Source organism: Lactobacillus amylolyticus (assembly GCF_003999355.1).
Taxonomy (GTDB): Bacteria; Bacillota; Bacilli; order Lactobacillales; family Lactobacillaceae; genus Lactobacillus; species Lactobacillus amylolyticus.
Genome location: NZ_CP031835.1, coordinates 261,866 through 280,735 on the forward strand (window position 1 = coordinate 261,866; position 18,870 = coordinate 280,735).

The 18,870-nt window shown below is 39.3% G+C and carries 28 protein-coding genes; 27 read left to right on the forward strand and 1 reads right to left on the reverse strand.

Features of this window, described 5'->3' with window-relative positions:
- The first annotated feature begins 8 nt into the window (after nt 1-8).
- Complete coding sequence (rpoC, locus tag D0Z64_RS01290) at nt 9-3,680, forward strand: DNA-directed RNA polymerase subunit beta' (protein WP_080881135.1); 3,672 nt, start codon at nt 9-11, stop codon at nt 3,678-3,680.
- 63 nt (nt 3,681-3,743) lie between these two features.
- Here rpoC and D0Z64_RS01295 read toward each other — a convergent pair whose 3' ends face one another.
- Nucleotides 3,744-4,415 carry a prepilin peptidase gene (locus D0Z64_RS01295; RefSeq protein WP_080881136.1) on the reverse strand — a complete coding sequence of 224 codons (672 nt, stop codon included), beginning with the start codon at nt 4,413-4,415 and terminating at the stop codon, nt 3,744-3,746.
- A gap of 173 nt (nt 4,416-4,588) precedes the next feature.
- On the opposite strand from D0Z64_RS01295, the gene rpsL reads away from it, so the two are divergent.
- The 26 genes from rpsL (at nt 4,589) to D0Z64_RS01425 (ending at nt 18,847) form a co-directional block, all read left to right on the forward strand.
- Nucleotides 4,589-4,996 carry a 30S ribosomal protein S12 gene (gene rpsL, locus D0Z64_RS01300; RefSeq protein WP_006351936.1) on the forward strand — a complete coding sequence of 136 codons (408 nt, stop codon included), beginning with the start codon at nt 4,589-4,591 and terminating at the stop codon, nt 4,994-4,996.
- 16 nt (nt 4,997-5,012) lie between these two features.
- Nucleotides 5,013-5,483 carry a 30S ribosomal protein S7 gene (gene rpsG, locus D0Z64_RS01305; protein WP_080881137.1) on the forward strand — a complete coding sequence of 157 codons (471 nt, stop codon included), beginning with the start codon at nt 5,013-5,015 and terminating at the stop codon, nt 5,481-5,483.
- A 38-nt stretch (nt 5,484-5,521) separates the two neighbouring features.
- Complete coding sequence (gene fusA, locus D0Z64_RS01310; RefSeq protein WP_006351934.1) at nt 5,522-7,615, forward strand: elongation factor G; 2,094 nt, start codon at nt 5,522-5,524, stop codon at nt 7,613-7,615.
- A 278-nt stretch (nt 7,616-7,893) separates the two neighbouring features.
- Nucleotides 7,894-8,202, forward strand: a complete 309-nt coding sequence (gene rpsJ, locus D0Z64_RS01315) for a 30S ribosomal protein S10 (protein ID WP_006351933.1) — start codon at nt 7,894-7,896, stop codon at nt 8,200-8,202.
- A gap of 23 nt (nt 8,203-8,225) precedes the next feature.
- Nucleotides 8,226-8,864, forward strand: coding sequence for a 50S ribosomal protein L3 (rplC, locus tag D0Z64_RS01320; RefSeq protein WP_006351932.1), 639 nt, complete (start codon nt 8,226-8,228; stop codon nt 8,862-8,864).
- A gap of 14 nt (nt 8,865-8,878) precedes the next feature.
- Complete coding sequence (rplD, locus tag D0Z64_RS01325; protein WP_006351931.1) at nt 8,879-9,496, forward strand: 50S ribosomal protein L4; 618 nt, start codon at nt 8,879-8,881, stop codon at nt 9,494-9,496.
- On the forward strand, nt 9,496-9,798 hold the full coding sequence (rplW, locus tag D0Z64_RS01330) for a 50S ribosomal protein L23 (protein WP_006351930.1): 303 nt from the start codon (nt 9,496-9,498) through the stop codon (nt 9,796-9,798). Before rplD ends, rplW begins: the two co-directional genes overlap by 1 nt.
- Before the next feature lie 15 nt (nt 9,799-9,813).
- Nucleotides 9,814-10,650, forward strand: coding sequence for a 50S ribosomal protein L2 (gene rplB, locus D0Z64_RS01335; protein WP_080881138.1), 837 nt, complete (start codon nt 9,814-9,816; stop codon nt 10,648-10,650).
- An 18-nt stretch (nt 10,651-10,668) separates the two neighbouring features.
- Nucleotides 10,669-10,953 carry a 30S ribosomal protein S19 gene (rpsS, locus tag D0Z64_RS01340; protein WP_006351928.1) on the forward strand — a complete coding sequence of 95 codons (285 nt, stop codon included), beginning with the start codon at nt 10,669-10,671 and terminating at the stop codon, nt 10,951-10,953.
- 19 nt (nt 10,954-10,972) lie between these two features.
- Nucleotides 10,973-11,326 carry a 50S ribosomal protein L22 gene (gene rplV / locus D0Z64_RS01345; protein ID WP_003549029.1) on the forward strand — a complete coding sequence of 118 codons (354 nt, stop codon included), beginning with the start codon at nt 10,973-10,975 and terminating at the stop codon, nt 11,324-11,326.
- Nucleotides 11,327-11,339: 13 nt separating this feature from the next.
- Entirely contained in the window at nt 11,340-12,011 is a 672-nt protein-coding gene (rpsC, locus tag D0Z64_RS01350) for a 30S ribosomal protein S3 (RefSeq protein ID WP_006351927.1), read from the forward strand.
- Nucleotides 12,011-12,451, forward strand: coding sequence for a 50S ribosomal protein L16 (gene rplP / locus D0Z64_RS01355; RefSeq protein ID WP_080881139.1), 441 nt, complete (start codon nt 12,011-12,013; stop codon nt 12,449-12,451). Before rpsC ends, rplP begins: the two co-directional genes overlap by 1 nt.
- Complete coding sequence (gene rpmC, locus D0Z64_RS01360) at nt 12,441-12,638, forward strand: 50S ribosomal protein L29 (protein ID WP_006351925.1); 198 nt, start codon at nt 12,441-12,443, stop codon at nt 12,636-12,638. Before rplP ends, rpmC begins: the two co-directional genes overlap by 11 nt.
- Before the next feature lie 18 nt (nt 12,639-12,656).
- The gene (gene rpsQ, locus D0Z64_RS01365; RefSeq protein WP_080881140.1) at nt 12,657-12,923 is read left to right on the forward strand and encodes a 30S ribosomal protein S17; all 267 of its coding nucleotides are present in this window, start codon (nt 12,657-12,659) and stop codon (nt 12,921-12,923) included.
- A 33-nt stretch (nt 12,924-12,956) separates the two neighbouring features.
- Nucleotides 12,957-13,325: a 50S ribosomal protein L14 gene (gene rplN / locus D0Z64_RS01370; RefSeq protein WP_006351923.1), complete on the forward strand. Its 369-nt coding sequence runs from the start codon at nt 12,957-12,959 to the stop codon at nt 13,323-13,325.
- Between the two features lie 19 nt (nt 13,326-13,344).
- A complete protein-coding gene (gene rplX / locus D0Z64_RS01375) occupies nt 13,345-13,578 on the forward strand; it encodes a 50S ribosomal protein L24 (RefSeq protein ID WP_080881141.1) in 234 nt (77 codons plus the stop codon).
- Nucleotides 13,579-13,592: 14 nt separating this feature from the next.
- On the forward strand, nt 13,593-14,135 hold the full coding sequence (gene rplE, locus D0Z64_RS01380; protein ID WP_006351921.1) for a 50S ribosomal protein L5: 543 nt from the start codon (nt 13,593-13,595) through the stop codon (nt 14,133-14,135).
- Nucleotides 14,136-14,147: 12 nt separating this feature from the next.
- Nucleotides 14,148-14,333: a type Z 30S ribosomal protein S14 gene (locus D0Z64_RS01385; protein ID WP_006351920.1), complete on the forward strand. Its 186-nt coding sequence runs from the start codon at nt 14,148-14,150 to the stop codon at nt 14,331-14,333.
- 24 nt (nt 14,334-14,357) lie between these two features.
- A complete protein-coding gene (gene rpsH, locus D0Z64_RS01390; protein WP_080881142.1) occupies nt 14,358-14,756 on the forward strand; it encodes a 30S ribosomal protein S8 in 399 nt (132 codons plus the stop codon).
- Nucleotides 14,757-14,780: 24 nt separating this feature from the next.
- Entirely contained in the window at nt 14,781-15,311 is a 531-nt protein-coding gene (gene rplF, locus D0Z64_RS01395) for a 50S ribosomal protein L6 (RefSeq protein ID WP_006351918.1), read from the forward strand.
- Nucleotides 15,312-15,336: 25 nt separating this feature from the next.
- On the forward strand, nt 15,337-15,696 hold the full coding sequence (gene rplR / locus D0Z64_RS01400) for a 50S ribosomal protein L18 (protein WP_006351917.1): 360 nt from the start codon (nt 15,337-15,339) through the stop codon (nt 15,694-15,696).
- Between the two features lie 16 nt (nt 15,697-15,712).
- Complete coding sequence (gene rpsE / locus D0Z64_RS01405; protein ID WP_006351916.1) at nt 15,713-16,222, forward strand: 30S ribosomal protein S5; 510 nt, start codon at nt 15,713-15,715, stop codon at nt 16,220-16,222.
- Between the two features lie 14 nt (nt 16,223-16,236).
- A complete protein-coding gene (gene rpmD / locus D0Z64_RS01410; protein WP_080881143.1) occupies nt 16,237-16,422 on the forward strand; it encodes a 50S ribosomal protein L30 in 186 nt (61 codons plus the stop codon).
- Between the two features lie 23 nt (nt 16,423-16,445).
- Nucleotides 16,446-16,886 (forward strand): 50S ribosomal protein L15, encoded by a 441-nt coding sequence (gene rplO, locus D0Z64_RS01415; protein WP_080881144.1) that lies wholly within the window; start codon nt 16,446-16,448, stop codon nt 16,884-16,886.
- Complete coding sequence (secY, locus tag D0Z64_RS01420) at nt 16,886-18,181, forward strand: preprotein translocase subunit SecY (RefSeq protein ID WP_006351913.1); 1,296 nt, start codon at nt 16,886-16,888, stop codon at nt 18,179-18,181. Before rplO ends, secY begins: the two co-directional genes overlap by 1 nt.
- A gap of 9 nt (nt 18,182-18,190) precedes the next feature.
- Nucleotides 18,191-18,847: an adenylate kinase gene (locus tag D0Z64_RS01425; RefSeq protein WP_006351912.1), complete on the forward strand. Its 657-nt coding sequence runs from the start codon at nt 18,191-18,193 to the stop codon at nt 18,845-18,847.
- The last annotated feature ends 23 nt before the right edge of the window (nt 18,848-18,870 follow it).

Sequence of the window (18,870 nt, forward strand, 5' to 3'; positions counted from 1 at the left end):
TTAAACTTTTGATCGACGTAAATAAGTTTGAAAGTATGCAAATTGGTCTTGCATCACCTAACAAGATCAGAAGCTGGTCATATGGTGAAGTTAAGAAGCCAGAAACCATTAACTACCGTACTTTAAAGCCAGAAAAAGATGGTTTGTTTGATGAACGAATCTTTGGTCCAACTAAAGATTGGTCATGTGCGTGTGGTAAATATAAGGGTGTTAGATACCGTGGAATTATTTGTGATCGATGCGGTGTTGAAGTTACTTCTTCTAAAGTAAGAAGAGAACGGATGGGCCACATTGAATTGGCCGCACCTGTTACTCACATTTGGTACTTCAAGGGTATTCCATCAAAAATGGGTCTTGTTTTGGATATTTCTCCAAGATTGCTTGAAGAAGTTATCTATTTTGCAGCTTATATCGTAATTGATCCAGGCGATACAGATCTTGAACCTAAGCAATTATTAACTGAAGCTGAATACCGTGAGCAAAAAGCTAAGTACGGCAATCGTTTTGAAGCAAAGATGGGTGCTGAAGCTATCCGTGATTTGCTTAAGAAAGTTGACTTAGCTAAAGAAGTTGCTGATTTGAAGAAAGAACTTCAAACTGCAACTGGTCAAAAACGTACACGTGCTATTAGAAGATTGGACATTTTGGACGCATTCAAGAACTCCGGCAATAAGCCAGAATGGATGGTTATGGATGCTGTTCCAGTTATTCCACCAGATCTTCGTCCAATGGTTCAACTTGAAGGTGGACGTTTTGCCACTTCCGATTTAAACGATTTATACAGACGTGTTATCAACCGTAACAATCGTCTGAAGAGATTGCTTGATTTGAATGCTCCTAATATCATTGTTCAAAATGAAAAGCGGATGCTTCAAGAAGCTGTTGATGCTTTAATTGATAACGGTCGTCGTGGTCGTCCAGTTGTTGGACCAGGTAACCGTCCACTTAAGTCACTTTCACACATGCTTAAAGGTAAGCAAGGTCGTTTCCGTCAGAACTTGCTTGGTAAGCGTGTTGACTACTCAGGTCGTTCAGTTATCGATGTTTCACCAAAATTGAAGTTCTATCAATGTGGTGTTCCTCGTCCAATGGCTCTTGAATTGTTCAAGCCATTTGTAATGCATGAATTAGTTAAGCGTGGTATTGCATCAAACATTAAGAATGCTAAACGTAAGATTGATCGTGAAGATGATGATATCTGGGATGTACTTGAAGATGTAATTAAGGAACGTCCAGTTCTTTTGAACCGTGCACCTACTCTTCACCGTTTGAGTATTCAAGCCTTCGAACCAGTATTGGTTCCTGGTAAGTCAATTCGTTTGCACCCATTAGCATGTGAAGCTTACAACGCCGACTTCGATGGGGACCAGATGGCTATTCACGTTCCTTTGTCAGATGAAGCTGTTGCTGAATCTCGTTTGTTAATGCTTGCTGCGCACCATATTTTAGCTCCTAAGGATGGTAAGCCAATCGTTACTCCATCACAGGATATTGTTTTGGGTAACTACTGGTTAACTCAGGCTGAAAAGGGTCGTGAAGGTGAAGGCATGATCTTTACTTCACCAGCTGAAGCTGCTGTTGCTTATGCAAATGGTGACATTCACTACCATACTATTATTGGTATGTCAGCTGATTCAATGCCTAAGAAGCCATGGCCAAAAGGTCACGAACACGGTATCTTTATTACTACTTATGGCAAGATTGTCTTCAACCAAATTTTCCCAGATGATTATTTCTACATTAATGAACCAACTGAGGAAAACTTGAATAATCCTTTAGATGCTAAGTACTTCTTAGCTGAAGGCGAAGACATTCATAAGAAGATTGATTCAATTGCGGATGATTTGATTGCTACTCCATTTAAGAAGGACTTCTTATCAGATTCAATTGCTACTGTATACAAGTACTACAAGGTTCAAAGAACGTCTGAATACTTGGATGATTTGAAGAAATTAGGTTACACAAGTTCAACTACTTCAGGTATCACTATTGGTATGACTGACGTTCCAGAAATTACTGATAAGGATGAAAAGGTAGATAAGGCCCACAAGCAAGTTGATATTGTATCTAAACAATTCAGAAGAGGTCTGATTACTGAGCAAGAACGTCACGACCGTGTAATTAGCATTTGGAACAAGTGTAAAGACGAAGTTCAAAATGAAATTGCACAAATCTATGACCCAAGAAACCCAATTACAATCATGGCCGACTCTGGTGCCCGTGGTAACATTTCAAACTTTACTCAGTTAGCTGGTATGCGTGGTTTGATGGCTACTCCTAACGGTGGTTTGTTCGAAATTCCTGTTACTTCAAACTTCAAGGAAGGTTTGTCAGTACTAGAATTATTCATGTCCACTCACGGTGCTCGTAAAGGTATGACCGATACGGCTTTGAAGACTGCCCAGTCAGGTTACTTAACTCGTCGTTTGGTTGATGTTGCTCAGGACGTTATTATTCGTGATGATGATTGTGGTACTGATCGTGGTATTACAGTTAGCGCCATCATGGAAGGTGACGAAATGATCGAACCATTATTCGATCGTTTGCTTGGTCGTTTCACTGCTGAAACAGTTAAGGATCCTAAGACTGGTGAAACTATCGTAGCTAAGGACGTCATGATGGACGAAAACTTGGCTCACAAAGTTTGTGATGCTGGTTTAACTCACGTTAAGATTCGTTCAATCCTTACTTGTGATACTCCTCACGGTGTATGTCGTAAGTGTTATGGTATGAACCTTGCTACTGGTGAAGAAGTTGAAGTTGGCGAAGCGGTTGGTACTGTTGCCGCTCAATCAATTGGTGAACCAGGTACTCAGCTTACTTTGAGAACTTTCCACAACGGTGGTGTTGCCGGTGCTGAAGATATTACTCAAGGTTTACCTCGTGTTCAAGAATTATTTGAAGCTCGTAACCCTAAGGGTCGTGCTACAATTTCTGAAGTTGATGGTATTGTTGATTCAATTCAAGAAAACCCAGCAGATCACACGCGTGAAATTACTGTAAAGGGCAAGATTGATACAAGATCATACGATGTCCCTTACACTGCATCTGTTGCTGTAGCTGAAGGCGATACAGTTCACCGTGGTGACAAGTTGACTCTTGGTTCAATTGATCCTAAGGAATTGATTCAAGTAACTGATACTTTAACAACTGAAGAATACATTTTGGCTGAAGTTCAAAAAGCTTATAGAATGCAGGGTGTAGATATTTCAGATAAACACGTTGAAGTATTGACTCGTCAAATGTTGCAAAGGGTTCGTATCCTTGATCCAGGTGAAACTGACATGTTGCCTGGTGAAGTTATGGATATCGGTCAATTTAGAGACCGTAACAAGGAAGTTATTATTTCTGGTGGTATTCCCGCAACTGCTCAAAGTGTCATCTTAGGTATTACTAAGGCCGCTTTGGAAACTAATAGTTTCTTGTCAGCTGCTTCATTCCAGGAAACTACTCGTGTTCTTACCGATGCTTCTATTCGTGGCAAGAACGATCCACTTCTTGGGCTTAAGGAAAACGTTATTATTGGTAAGATTATTCCAGCTGGTACTGGTATGCCTGTTTACCGTAATATGGAACCACAAGCAGATGTTGCTAAACCTCAATCAGTTTATTCAATTGCCGATATTGAAAGACAAATGAAGGAAAAAGACGAAAAGGACAAAGCAACTCCACAAAAGTAATAAAATTCTGTTAGAGAAAAATAGAAAAGCTTCCATCATGAAAGATGATGGAAGCTTTTTTGTCTAAAAATTTTTAATTATTAAGGCCGTAAAAATATAAGGAATAAATGCAAAACTAGATGAGTAGCTCTGATGTTTTTCAAATAAATAAGAAAGAATAACAAGAATGGATGCAATTAGAAAAACTTCATTAGCAAATTGCGGATTAAAGAAGGAGGCAATTGATAGATAAAGGTAAAGGTCACCGCTGCCTAGCTTTTTCTTATAAACGTAGAGGATTAATAGGCTAGCAATTGGTAAAAATTGAAGAAGGTTAAAGTAATGCCAAAAGTTAGCCTTGGTTAAAGTAACAATAAAAAGTGGTAACAAAAAAATTGTAGGGAATTCTTTATCGTTAAAATCAAAAATGGCAATTAATAGGACAAAAAAGATAAAGATTCCTGTCGAAAAGCTTTTAATATTAGAAAAATCAATTGGAAGAAAGGCACAACCACCTAAAATTTCAAACAGAAGAAGTGTCCAAGAAATTTTTTCATGACAAAAACGACATTTTCCTTTAAGGATTAAAAATGAGATTATTGGCAACTCATCAGTCAGTGCCAAGGGTTGTAAGCAAAAGTCGCAATGCGAATGTCCCCATAAAAAATTGCCTTGGTCAAAACGATCGTAGATGACACATGCATGTGAAGCTAAACAGCTTCCAATAAAAAAATTAACAAAATAATTAATTAGCATAAAATCCCTCCAATTATTAAATACGTAAAATAAAGATAATTTACCGAAATAGTTTGCTTTCTGTTTAAAAGGTAGTACAATATTGTTTGTATGTTTTGAACAGATTTTCCGTGAGCCAAAAAAGAAACTCCCGGATGTGTGAACAAAAAATATTATTTTAGGAGGAAATTTTAATGCCAACCATTAACCAATTGGTAAGAAAAGGCCGTCATTCAAAGACGACTAAGTCAAAGTCACCAGCTTTGAACTACGGTTACAACAGTATGAAGAAGAAATTAGTATTCAACCCAGCTCCACAAATGCGTGGTGTTGCAACTCGTGTTGGTACTATGACACCTAAGAAACCTAACTCAGCTTTGCGTAAGTATGCTCGTGTACGTCTTTCAAACTTGATTGAAGTTACTGCTTACATTCCAGGTGAAGGCCACAACTTGCAAGAACACTCAGTTGTATTAATCCGTGGTGGTCGTGTAAAGGACCTTCCTGGTGTTCGTTACCATATTGTTCGTGGTGCCCTTGATACTGCTGGTGTTGATGGCAGAAAGCAAAGTCGTTCTAAGTACGGTACTAAGAAAGATTAAAGGGAGGGTTTAAATAATGCCTAGAAAAGGTCACGTAACTAAAAAAGACGTTTTAGCAGATCCAGTTTACAACTCAAAACTTGTTACTAAGTTAATTAACCACTTAATGGTTGATGGTAAGAGAGCTAAGGCATCATCAATCCTTTACGATGCTTTCAATATTGTTAAGGATAAGACTGGTAAGGAACCACTTGATGTCTTTGAAGAAGCAATGAATAATGTTATGCCAGTTTTGGAAGTTAGAGCTCGTCGTATCGGTGGTTCCAACTATCAAATCCCAGTTGAAGTTCGTCCAGAAAGAAGAACTACTTTGGGCTTAAGATGGCTTGTTTCATACGCTCGCTTACGTAACGAACACACTATGGATGAATGTTTAGCTAACGAAATTATTGATGCTTCTAATAACACTGGTTCAGCTGTTAAGAAGCGTGAAGACGTTCACCGTATGGCTGAAGCCAACCGTGCATTTGCACACTACCGCTTCTAATCTGCTCATTCGTTTTATTTTAAGGAGAGAAAATATTTATGGCTAACAAGCGTGAATTTCCATTAGAAAAGACACGTAATATTGGTATCATGGCCCACATCGATGCGGGTAAGACTACCACTACTGAACGTATCCTTTACTACACTGGTAAGATCCACAAAATTGGTGAAACTCACGAAGGTGATTCACAAATGGACTGGATGGATGAAGAAAAGGAACGTGGTATTACTATTACATCAGCAGCCACTACTGCTCAATGGAAAGGCCACAGAATTAACATTATCGATACCCCAGGGCACGTTGACTTCACTATCGAAGTAGAACGTTCACTTCGTGTTTTGGATGGTGCCGTAACTGTTTTGGATGCCCAGGCCGGTGTTGAACCACAGACTGAAAACGTATGGCGTCAAGCTGAAACTTACGGTGTTCCTCGTATTGTTTTTGTTAACAAGATGGATAAGATCGGTGCTGACTTTGATAAGTCAGTTGAATCTTTGCATGAACGTTTAAACGCAAATGCACATGCTGTTCAAATGCCAATTGGTTCTGCTGAAACTTTTGAAGGTGTTATCGACTTAATCAACATGGTTGCTGATATCTACGACGAAGACAAGCTTGGTTCAAAGTGGGATACTGTTCCAGTTCCTGATGAATACAAGGAAGAAGCACAAGCTCGTCGTGAAAAGTTAATTGAAGCTGTTGCTGATGTTGACGATGGCATCATGGAAAAATACTTAAACGGTGACGAAATTTCAAGCGATGAAATTAAGGCAGCTATCCGTAAAGCAACCATTGACTTGAAGTTCTTCCCAGTATTTGCTGGTTCAGCCTTCAAGAACAAGGGTGTTCAAATGATGCTTGATGGTGTTGTAGATTACTTGCCATCACCATTAGACGTTAAGCCTTATGTTGCTCATGATCCTAAGACCGGTAAAGAAGTTGAACTTAAGGCTAACGATAGCGAACCATTTGCTGCTTTAGCATTTAAGATTGCTTCAGACCCATTCGTTGGACGTTTAACTTTCATCCGTGTTTACACTGGTTCACTTCAATCAGGTTCTTACGTATTGAATGCTTCTAAGGATACTCGTGAACGTGTAGGTCGTTTGCTTCAAATGCACGCTAACGAACGTAAGGAAATTCCAGAAGTATTCTCAGGTGATATTGCCGGTGCTATCGGTTTGAAGAACACCACTACTGGTGACTCTTTAACTGATCCAGATCGTCCACTTATTTTGGAAAGTTTGCAAGTTCCAGATCCAGTTATCCAAGTTTCAATTGAACCTAAGTCAAAGGCTGACCGTGATAAGTTGGATGTTGCTTTGCAAAAGCTTACTGAAGAAGACCCAACCTTTAAGGCTGAAACTAACCCAGAAACTGGTCAAACTTTGATCGCTGGTATGGGTGAACTTCACCTTCAAATCATGGTTGAACGTATGAAGCGTGAATTCCACGTTGAAGCTGAAATCGGTGAACCACAAGTAGCTTACCGTGAAACCTTCACCAAGGAAGCTAAGGCTCAAGGTAAGTTCGTTCGTCAATCTGGTGGTAAAGGTCAATACGGTGACGTTTGGATTGACTTTATTCCTAATGAAGAAGGTAAAGGATACGAATTCGAAGATGCCATTGTTGGTGGTGTTGTTCCTCGTGAATTTATCCCTGCAGTTGACCAAGGTTTACAAGAAGCTATGAAGAATGGTGTTCTTGCAGGTTACCCATTAATTGACATTAAGGCTAAGCTTTACGATGGTAGTTACCACGAAGTCGACTCATCAGAAGCTGCCTTCAAGGTTGCTGCTTCTCTTGCATTGAAGAATGCTGCTCCTAAGGCTGGTGCCGTAATTCTTGAACCAATTATGAAGGTTCAAGTCATTACACCAGAAGAATACTTAGGTGATGTAATGGGTTCAATTACCGCTCGTCGTGGTACGATGGATGGTATGGACGACCGTTCAGGCGCTAAGGTATTGAATGCTATGGTTCCACTTTCTGAAATGTTTGGTTACGCAACTACTTTGCGTTCATTAACTCAAGGTCGTGGTACTTTCACTATGGTATTTGATCACTACTCACCATGTCCAAAGTCAATTCAAGAAGAAATTATTAAAAAGCGCGGCGGAGATGCTAAATAATTTTTAATAATTTTAGAAAAAAGAGTTATCCAGTTTTGGATAGCTCTTTTTTTGTAAAAAATATTGAGAAACATCGGTGAAACCCTTGATATTTAAGGCCATACCAAGTAAAATAGTCGTTGTGCATTTAAGGGCTTATTATGCTCTGATGCTCAAAATTGTTGTAAAGCGTTGACGCAAAAGGTTGCGGCACGCCAGGCTGCATTGCCACAGTGGTGTGCAGGGAATTTTTGCCGAGCTAGTCATCTTTTAAAGAAGACGTTAAGGAGGTAATTTAAATGGCAAGTCAAACAATTCGTATTAGACTTAAGTCTTACGAACATGGTATTCTCGATGAATCAGCTGCTAAGATTGTAGCTAGCGCAAAGAGAACTGGTGCAGAAATCTCAGGCCCAGTTCCTCTTCCAACTGAAAGAACTTTGTTCACTGTTCTTCGTTCACCACACAAGAACAAGGATTCACGTGAACAATTCGAAATGCGCACTCACAAACGTTTAATCGATATTTTGAATCCAACACCAAAGACTGTTGATTCATTAATGAAGCTTGATCTTCCAAGCGGCGTAGACATCGAAATCAAATTATAATTTACATAGAAAGAGGTGTAATCATGACCAAAGGAATCTTAGGAAGAAAAGTTGGTATGACTCAAATCTTCACTAAAGATGGTGCCTTAGTTCCAGTAACTGTTGTTGAAGCAACTCCTAACGTTGTTATGCAAGTTAAGACTGTTGAATCAGACGGTTACGATGCTGTTCAATTAGGTTACCAAGACAAGCGTGAAGTTTTGAGCAACAAACCAGAAAAAGGTCATGCTGCAAAGGCAAAGACTTCACCTAAGCGCTTCATTCGGGAAATCCGCGGTGTTGAGCTTAAGAACTATGAAGTCGGCTCAGAAGTTACTGTGGATACATTCAAGGAAGGTGACGTCGTAGACGTTACTGGTACTACAAGAGGTCATGGATACCAAGGTAACATTAAGCGTTGGGGTCAATCCAGAGGTCCAGAAACTCACGGATCAAGATACCACAGAATTCCTGGTTCAATGGGTTCAATCATTAACCGTGTACCAAAGGGCAAGCACTTGCCAGGTCACATGGGCGTTAAGAAAGTTACCATTGAAAATTTAGTAATCGAAAAAGTTGTTGCAGACAAGAACGTATTAATGATCAAAGGCAACGTACCTGGTGCTAAGAATTCATTAATCGTAGTTAAGACTGCATCTAAAGTTACAGACGCTGCTAAGTAGGAAGGAGGACTAGAATGGCTAATTTAAAAGTTATCGATCAAAACGGTAAAGACTCTGGTGAAGTTACCTTAAACGATAAAGTTTTTGGTATCGAACCTAACGAAAGCGTAGTCTTTGAAGCAATCATCAGACAAAGAGCTGGTCAACGTCAAGGTACTTCAAAGGTTAAGAATAGATCTGCTGTTCGCGGCGGTGGTAAGAAGCCTTGGAGACAAAAGGGCACTGGTCGTGCTCGTCAAGGTTCTATCAGAGCTCCACAATGGCGCGGTGGTGGTACGGTATTTGGCCCTACTCCACGTTCTTACGCATATTCAATGCCAAGAAAACAACGTCGTTTGGCTATCAAGTCAGTTCTTTCCCAAAAGTTGATTGATAAGAATTTGATCGTTTTAGATAAGTTGACTATGTCAGCACCTAAGACTAAAGAATTTGTGTCAATTTTAGACAGCTTAAAGGTAGAAAGTAAGGTATTAGTTGTTTCTGACGACAAGAACGTACAACTTTCTGCTAAAAACTTGCCAAAGGTTAAGGTTGTTCCAGTTAATGGCTTAAATGTTGAAGATGCTGTTAACTACGACAAGTTAATCTTGACTCAAGATGCTGTAAAGAAGATTGAGGAGGTTTTGGCTTAATGAACGCACGTGATATCATTTTAAGACCTGTCATTACTGAAAAGTCAACGAACTTAATGGATGATAAGAAGTACACTTTCGACGTGCTTTTAACTGCAACCAAAACTCAAGTTCGTAACGCTGTTGAAGAAATCTTTGATGTCAAAGTTAAGAGCGTAAACATTATGAACGTTCGCGGCAAAGACAAGCGAGTTGGTCGTTACTTCGGTAAGACAGCTCGTCGTAGAAAGGCAATCGTTACTTTAACTGACGATTCAAATGACATTAAAGTTTTCCAAGACGAAAACAAAGAAGACAAGTAATAGGAGGTCAGTCAATTGGCTATTAAGATTTACAAGCCAACCACTAATGGTCGTCGTCATATGACTTCTTCCGACTTTGCTGAGATTACCAAGACAAAGCCTGAAAAGACTTTACTTGAATCACAATCACATACTGCAGGTCGTAACTCATATGGTCGCATCACTGTAAGACACCGTGGTGGTGGTCACAAACAAAAATACCGTATCATCGACTTTAAGCGTAACAAGGACAACGCAAAGGCAGTTGTAAAGGCTATCGAATATGATCCAAACAGAACTGCTAACATTGCTTTGCTTCATTACACTGACGGTATTAAAGCTTACATTTTAGCTCCTAAAGGCTTAAAGGTTGGCGATATTGTTAAATCTGGTGAAGAAGTAGATATCAAGCCAGGTAACGCTTTAGCACTTAAGAACATTCCTACTGGTACAAACATTCACAACATTGAATTAAGACCAGGTAAGGGTGGTCAACTTGTAAGAAGTGCCGGTGCTTCTGCTCAAGTATTAGGTTTTGATGGCTCTTACACTTTGGTTAGATTACAAAGTGGTGAAGTTCGCAAGATCTTATCTGAATGTCGTGCAACTATTGGTGTAGTTGGTAACGAACAGCACTCATTAATTCAATTAGGTAAAGCTGGTCGTAAGCGTTGGTTAGGCAAGCGTCCACAATCACGTGGTTCCGTAATGAACCCTAACGATCACCCACATGGTGGTGGTGAAGGTAAGGCTCCTGTTGGTCGTCCACAACCTATGACTCCATGGGGCAAGAAGGCTCGTGGTATCAAGACTAGAAACACCAAGAAGGCTAGCGAGAAGTTAATTATTCGTCACCGTAAAGGTAGCAAGTAATAGAAGGAGGGTTAATTAATGAGCCGTAGTATTAAAAAAGGTCCTTTTGCTGACGCATCATTATTAAAGAAAGTTGATGCACAACAAAATGCTGATAAGAAGCAAGTTATTAAGACTTGGTCACGTCGTTCAACTATTTTCCCTTCCTTTGTAGGTTTGACTATAGCTGTTTACGATGGTAGAAAACATGTTCCAGTTTATATTACTGAAGACATGGTTGGTCATAAATTAGGTGAATTTGTTCCAACAAGAACTTTCCATGGACACAAGATCGCCGATGACAAGGCCACAGCACAAGCTTAGAGGAAGGAGAAACATCTAAATGGCAGAACAAATTAGTTCAGCTAAGGCTGAAGCAAGAACTGTTCGCATCGCTCCAAGAAAAGCACGTTTGGTTATTGACTTAATTCGTGGTAAGAGCGTTGCTGAAGCATTAGCAATCTTGGAATTTACGCCTAGAGCTGCTTCCCCAATCGTTGAAAAAGTTTTACGTTCAGCTATTGCTAATGCAGAACACAACTACGATCTTGAAAGTGCTAACCTTTACGTATCAGAAGCTTACGTAAACGAAGGCGCAACTTTGAAGAGATTCCGTCCACGTGCTAAGGGTATGGCTTCTCCAATTAACAAGAGAACTAGTCACGTAGTTGTTGTAGTTTCAGAAAAGAACGATTAAGGGAGGTATATTAATGGGTCAAAAGATTAACCCAAATGGTTTTCGTCTCGGCGTCATCCGTGATTGGGAATCAAAATGGTATGCTGACAGAGGATACAAAGAAACTTTAAACGAAGACCTTCGTATTAGAAAATATATTTCAGACAAATTGAAGGATTCCTCTGTTTCTACTGTTGAAATTGAACGTGCAGCTAACAGAATCAATATTTCAATCCACACTTCAAAACCAGGTATGGTAATTGGTAAAGGTGGTTCTGAAGTTGAAGCTTTAAGAAAAGAATTAAATGCTTTAACTAGCAAACAAGTACACATCAACATTGTTGAAATTAAGAAGCCAGATCTTGATGCTGAATTAGTAGCAGACAGTATTGCCCGTCAATTGGAAGCTCGTGTTGCATTCAGACGTGCTATGCGTCAAGCTTCACAAAGAACTATGCGTGCTGGTGCTAAGGGTACCAGAATTCAAATTTCTGGTCGTTTGAATGGTGCTGACATGGCTAGAAGAGAATGGCATACTGAAGGCCGTGTTCCATTACAAACATTAAGAGCTGATATTGATTATGCTTGGGTTAACGCCTTCACTACTTACGGTGAAATTGGTGTCCAAGTTTGGATTAATCGTGGCGAAATCTTACCAACTCGTAAGAACAAGTCATCTAAGCCAGCGAAGGGAGGAAACAAGTAATGCCATTAGTACCTAAGCGAGTAAAACACCGTCGTGAATTCCGTGGTAAGATGCGTGGTGCTGCTAAAGGTGGTAAGTACATTGCCTTTGGTGAATATGGTTTGGTAGCCCTTGAATCTCACTGGATTACTAACCGTCAAATCGAAGCTGCCCGTGTTGCTATGACACGTTACATGAAGCGTGGCGGTAAAGTTTGGATTAGAATTTTCCCTCAAAAGTCATACACTGCTAAAGGTGTCGGTGTACGTATGGGTTCTGGTAAAGGTGCACCAGCAGGTTGGGTAGCTGTAGTAAAGAGAGAAAAGATTTTATTTGAAATTGGTGGCGTATCAGAAGAAGTAGCTCGTGAAGCTTTGAGACTTGCTTCTACTAAGTTACCAATCAAAACTAAGTTTGTGACTAAGGGTTCGGAAGTAGGTGGCAATTCTAATGAAGGCTAAAGATATCAGATCATTAACCACTGAGCAAATGTTAGAAAAGGAAAAGCAATATAAAGAAGAACTCTTTAACTTGCGTTTCCAACAAGCAACGGGTCAATTAGAAAATACCGCTCGCTTGAGCAAAGTCCGTAAAAACATCGCTAGAATTAAGACTATTCTTAGCGAAAAAGCATTAGAACAAAATTAATGGAAGGGAGCTATTAACTTGAGCGAAGCAAACGAAAGAAATCATCGTCACGTATACCAAGGACGCGTTGTTTCTGATAAGATGGACAAAACTATTACTGTAGTTGTTGACACTTACAAGAATCACCCAGTTTATAAAAAGCGTTTTAAGTATTCAAAGAAGTTTTACGCACAAGACGAAAATAATGAAGCTAAAGTTGGAGATACTGTTCGTATCATGGAAACCCGTCCATTATCTCGCACAAAGCGCTTCCGTTTAGTTAAGATTGTTAAGAAATCTGTTTAATTTTTACGGATTTACTGAAGGGAGGATTTCACAGTGATTCAAAACGAATCTCGTTTAAAGGTTGCTGATAACTCTGGTGCCAGAGAACTTTTAGTCATCAGAGTCTTAGGTGGTTCAAAGCGTAAGACTGGTAATATTGGTGACATCGTTGTAGCTGCTGTTAAACAAGCAACACCAGGTGGCGTTGTCAAAAAGGGTGACGTCGTAAAAGCAGTCATTGTTAGAACAAAGTCAGGCGCACGTCGTGTAGATGGTTCATACATCAAGTTCGACGAAAATGCAGCCGTAATTATTAATGCAGATAAGAGCCCACGTGGTACTCGTATCTTTGGGCCAGTTGCACGTGAGTTACGTGAAGACGACTTTATGAAGATCGTCTCACTTGCTCCTGAAGTCTTATAATTGTTAGTGAGGTGCACTGATGTTTGTTAAAACTGGTGACAAGGTAAAAGTTATTGCCGGAAAAGATAAAGGTAAAGAAGGTACTGTTCTTTCTGTTAACGTTAAGAAGAACCGTGTAGTTGTTAAGGGCGTTAACAAGATTAAGAAACACCAAAAGCCTTCACAAAATAACGCTAACGGTGGTGTAGTTGAATCAGAAGGTTCAATTCACGCATCAAACGTTAAGGTTATTTCTAAGGCAGATAAGAAGTAGAAGGGAGGACACAAATGGCAAGTTATTTAGCACAAGAATACAAGGAAAAAGTTATGCCTGCATTAGAAGACAAGTTTAATTACAAGTCAGTTATGCAAGTACCAAAGATCGAAAAGATCGTTTTAAACATGGGTGTTGGTGACGCAGTTTCAAACGCAAAGAATTTGGATGAAGCTGTTGAAGAATTAACATTAATTTCTGGCCAAAAGCCATTGATCACCAAAGCCAAGAAATCAATCGCCAACTTCCGTTTGCGTGAAGGTATGTCTATCGGTGCTAAGGTTACTCTTAGAGGCGATAGAATGTACGATTTCTTATACAAGTTGATCAATGTTTCTCTTCCACGTGTTCGTGACTTCCGCGGTGTTTCAGCTCGTTCATTCGACGGTCGTGGTAACTACACTTTGGGTATTAAAGAACAATTGATCTTCCCAGAAATCGATTTCGATAAGGTAAATCGTACTAGAGGTTTAGACATTGTTATTGTTACTACTGCCAACACTGATGAAGAAGCTCGTGAACTTTTAGGTCAATTTGGTATGCCTTTTACAAAGTAATGGAGGACATTAATGGCTAAAACATCACAAAAAATCAGAAATCATCGTCCTGCTAAGTTCTCTACACGTGAATACACACGTTGTGAGAGATGTGGTCGTCCACATTCCGTATACCGCAAGTTCGGTTTATGCCGTATTTGCTTAAAGGAATTAGCACACAAAGGTCAAATTCCTGGTCTTAAAAAGGCTAGTTGGTAGTATACGGTTAGGAGGATAGCATAAATGGTCATGACAGATCCGATCGCAGATTACTTGACTAGAATCAGAAATGCCAACATGGCAAAGCACGATTCAGTTGAAATTCCTGCATCAAACATTAAAAAGTCAATTTCGGAAATTTTGAAGCGCGAAGGTTTCATTCGTGATTACGAAGTAACTGATGACAACAAGCAAGGCGTTATCAAGATTTTCTTGAAGTATGGTCCAAACGGTGAACGCGTAATTTCAGGCTTGAAGCGTATTTCTAAGCCAGGTCTTAGAAACTATGTTGGTGCTGAAGAATTACCTAAGGTTCTTAATGGTTTAGGTATTGCCATCGTTTCTACTTCTGCAGGTGTTATTACCGATAAAGAAGCTAGACAAAAGGGCGTTGGCGGCGAAGTTATCGCTTACGTTTGGTAATTCTGACAGAAAGGAGAAAATTCAATGAGCCGTATTGGTTTAAAGACTATTAAAGTACCCGACGGTGTCACTGTTACCAAAGAAGGCAACAATATTACTGTTAAGGGACCTAAGGGTGAATTAACCAGATACTTTGATCCAAAGATTAAGTTTGAACAAAAAGACGGTGAAATCAACTTTAGTCGTTCAAATGAAAACGACAAAGCTCTTCACGGTACTGAAAGAGCAAACTTAGCCTCAATGATCAAAGGTGTTGTTGATGGTTACAAGAAGACATTGAAGTTAATCGGTGTTGGTTACCGTGCACAAGCACAAGGCAACAAGATTACTTTAAATGTTGGTTACTCACATCCAGTTGTTTTAACTGCTCCAGAAGGCGTTAATGTTAAGACTCCTTCAGCAACTGACGTTGAAATTGAGGGTATTTCAAAGGAAAACGTTGGTCAATTTGCAGCTGAAGTCCGTGCCGTACGTCCACCTGAACCTTATAAGGGCAAAGGTATTCGTTACACTGATGAATACGTACGTCGCAAGGAAGGTAAGACTGGTAAGTAATAAGTAGTTATTTTGAGGTGAAATTGTGATTTCTAAACCAGATAAAAACAAGTTACGCTTAAAGCGTCATAAACGTATTCGTGGAAAGATTTCTGGTACTGCTGAGCGCCCACGCTTAAGTATCTTTCGTTCAAACAAAAACATCTACGCTCAATTAATTGATGACGTAGCGGGTGTCACGCTAGCAAGTGCCTCAACTTTGGACAAGTCTGTTTCCGCAGATTCAAGCAAAGTAGAACAAGCTGCAGCTGTTGGTAAGGCTATTGCCGAAGCAGCAAAAGCTAAGAATATTACAAATGTCGTATTTGATAGAAGTGGTTACTTATACCACGGCCGTATTTCAGCATTGGCAGACGCCGCTCGTGAAAACGGATTAGATTTCTAGGAAGGAGAATTAACACATGGCAAACCGCAACGATTCTCGTAACAATCGCAGAAACAAGGACGATATCGAAGATCAATTAGTCGCTGTCAACCGTATTACTAAGGTTGTAAAAGGTGGACGTAGAATGAGATTTGCTGCCCTTGTTGTCGTTGGTGACAAGAAAGGCCGTGTAGGTTTCGGTACTGGTAAGGCTCAAGAAGTCCCAGAAGCAATCCGTAAGGCTGTAGAAGACGGCAAGAAGAAAATGATCAATGTATCTAAGGTTGGTACTACTATTCCTCACGAGGTAATTGGTCACTATGGTTCAGGTAACATTTTATTGAAGCCTGCCGAAGCTGGTTCCGGAGTAGCTGCCGGTGGTGCCGTACGTATCGTTATGGATATGGCTGGTATCGCTGATGTTACTTCAAAATCTTTGGGTTCAAACACTCCAATCAATGTTGTTCGTGCAACTATTGATGGCTTGAAGAAACTTAGAACTAGTGAAGAAGTTGAAAAACTTCGCCAAATCAAGAACGAAGATTAGGGAGAGGTTAATAGATGACTGATTTAAAAGTTACTTTAATTAGAAGTGTTGCGCACCGCATTCCTAGTCAAAAGAAAGTCGTTAAGGCTCTTGGTTTAGGTCGCGTAAACAGTACTGTTGTTCTTCCAAACAACGCTGCTACTCGTGGTGCATTATTGAAAATTGCTCACTTAATCTCTGTTGAAGAGATTAATAAATAAAGAATCAAGGAGGTGCCAAATAAATGAAGCTTCATGAATTACATTCAGCAGAAGGCTCACGTCGTGCAAGAAAACGTGTAGGTCGTGGTACTTCAAGTGGTTACGGTAAGACTTCTGGTCGTGGTCAAAAAGGTCAATTGGCTCGTCAAGGCGGTCATACTCGTTTAGGTTTTGAAGGTGGTCAAATGCCATTGTTCAGAACTATGCCTAAGCGTGGTTTCAAGAAAATCAACTGTAAAGAATACGCAATTATTAATTTAGATGACTTAAACAAGTTTAAAGATGGTAGCGAAGTAACTGTTGAAAGTTTGAAAGAAAATGGTCTTGTAAAGAAAGAACTTTCAGGTGTTAAGTTACTTGGTAACGGTGAATTAAAAGTTAAATTAACTGTAAAGGTTAACAAGGTTTCCGCAGCTGCTAAGAAGGCAGTTGAAGCTGCTGGCGGAACTGTTGAGGTGATCTAATGTTTTCAACCTTGAAGAACGCCTTTAAGGATAAAGAAATCAGAAACAAAATTTGGTTTACTCTCTTTATTCTTTTGCTTTATCGGATCGGTGCTAACATTGCCGTTCCAGGTGTTAATGCAAAAGCGATCACTCAGGTTGCACAAACTGGTTTGGTTCCAATGCTGGATACTGTTTCCGGTGGTGGACTTGATAATTATTCAATATTTTCACTCGGTGTTTCTCCTTACATTACGGCACAAATTGTTATCCAATTGCTTCAAATGGATATTGTGCCAACTTTAGTTGAATGGGGGAAGCAAGGTGAAGTAGGTAGACGTAAAACTAATCAGGTTACCAGATATTTAACATTGGTAGTTGCCTTTGTTCAAAGTCTTGGTATTACGTTAGGTTTTAACGCCTTGACACAAATGGGTTTAGTCAAGAATCAAACTTGGCAAACTTATTTAGAAATTGCCATTATCATGACTGGTGGAACGATGCTTCTAAATTGGCTTGGTGATGAAATTACTGACAAAGGTTTAGGAAATGGTATTTCAGTAATTATTTTTGCTGGTATTATAGCAAGACTTCCATCAGGAATGTGGCAAATATATAATGAAGAAATCGTTAATAATAGTGCTAGTGATCGTTGGCAAGGTATTTTGTTCTTCATCGGGGTTATCGTTGCAATCCTTATCGTAACGCAACTTGTTACCTGGGTTGAACAAGCTGATCGTCGTATTCCTATTCAATACACAAGAAGAGCGACAATCAGTGGATCTGAAAGTTTTCTACCATTGAAGGTTAACGTTTCTGGAGTTATTCCAGTTATCTTTGCCAGTTCATTTATTATTACACCGGCAACTGTTTTAATGGCCTTTCAAAAAAGTCAAGGTGACCAGCAATGGTATCAAGTGTTGACTAACATTTTCAGTTTACAAACTACTCCAGGTGTTATCATTTACACGATTTTGATTATTCTATTTACATTCTTCTATGCTTTTGTTCAGGTAAATCCTGAAAAGCTAGCAGAAAACTTACAAAAACAAGGGGCTTACATCCCAAGTGTATGGCCTGGTAAAGATACACAAGATTATGTTTCTAAACTTTTAATGAGATTATCCACAGTTGGTTCAATTTTCTTAGGTTTAGTAGCACTTATACCACAATTAGCAACTAACTTCTGGGGCTTACCAAGTTCTATTGGTTTAGGCGGAACTAGTTTGTTAATTGTAATTGGGGTTGTCTTAGAATTATCTCGTCAAATTAACGGTTTGTTAATGAAAAGAGAATATGTCGGATTCATCAGATAGGACGGAAATATGATTAACTTAATTCTTTTAGGTTTGCCAGGTGCTGGTAAAGGTACAGCATCAGAACAAATTGTTGATAAATATCACTTAACTCATATCTCAACTGGGGATATGTTTAGGGAAGCTATGGCTAACAAAACAAAAGTTGGCCTTGAAGCTAAGAGCTATATCGACAAAGGTAATTTAGTACCTGACGAAGTTACTGCTAAATTAGTTGAGGAACGTTTAAGTCAACCAGATATTAAAGAAGGTTATATCTTAGACGGTTTTCCAAGAACTATTGAACAAGCAGAAATGCTTGATGGTATCACTAAACGTTTAAATAAACCATTAACTAATGTTATTGCATTAGATGTTGATGAAGATACTTTAGTAAAACGTTTATCAGCACGCTTTATGTGTAAAAATTGTGGAGCTACTTATAATAAGATCTCAAAGATGCCTAAGGTTGAAGGTACATGTGATCGTTGTGGTAGTCATGAATTTTATCAACGTGAAGATGACAAACCAGAAGTTGTTAAGAATCGTCTTGAAGTTAACGAAAAGATGAATGCACCATTAAAAGACTTTTATCAAGAAAAAGGTTTGTTGACTGTAATTAACGGAAAGCAAACTCCAGATAAAGTATTTGAAGATATCGATGCGGTCTTAAGTAACAACAAGTAAGACAAAGCTTGTATATTTAGAAT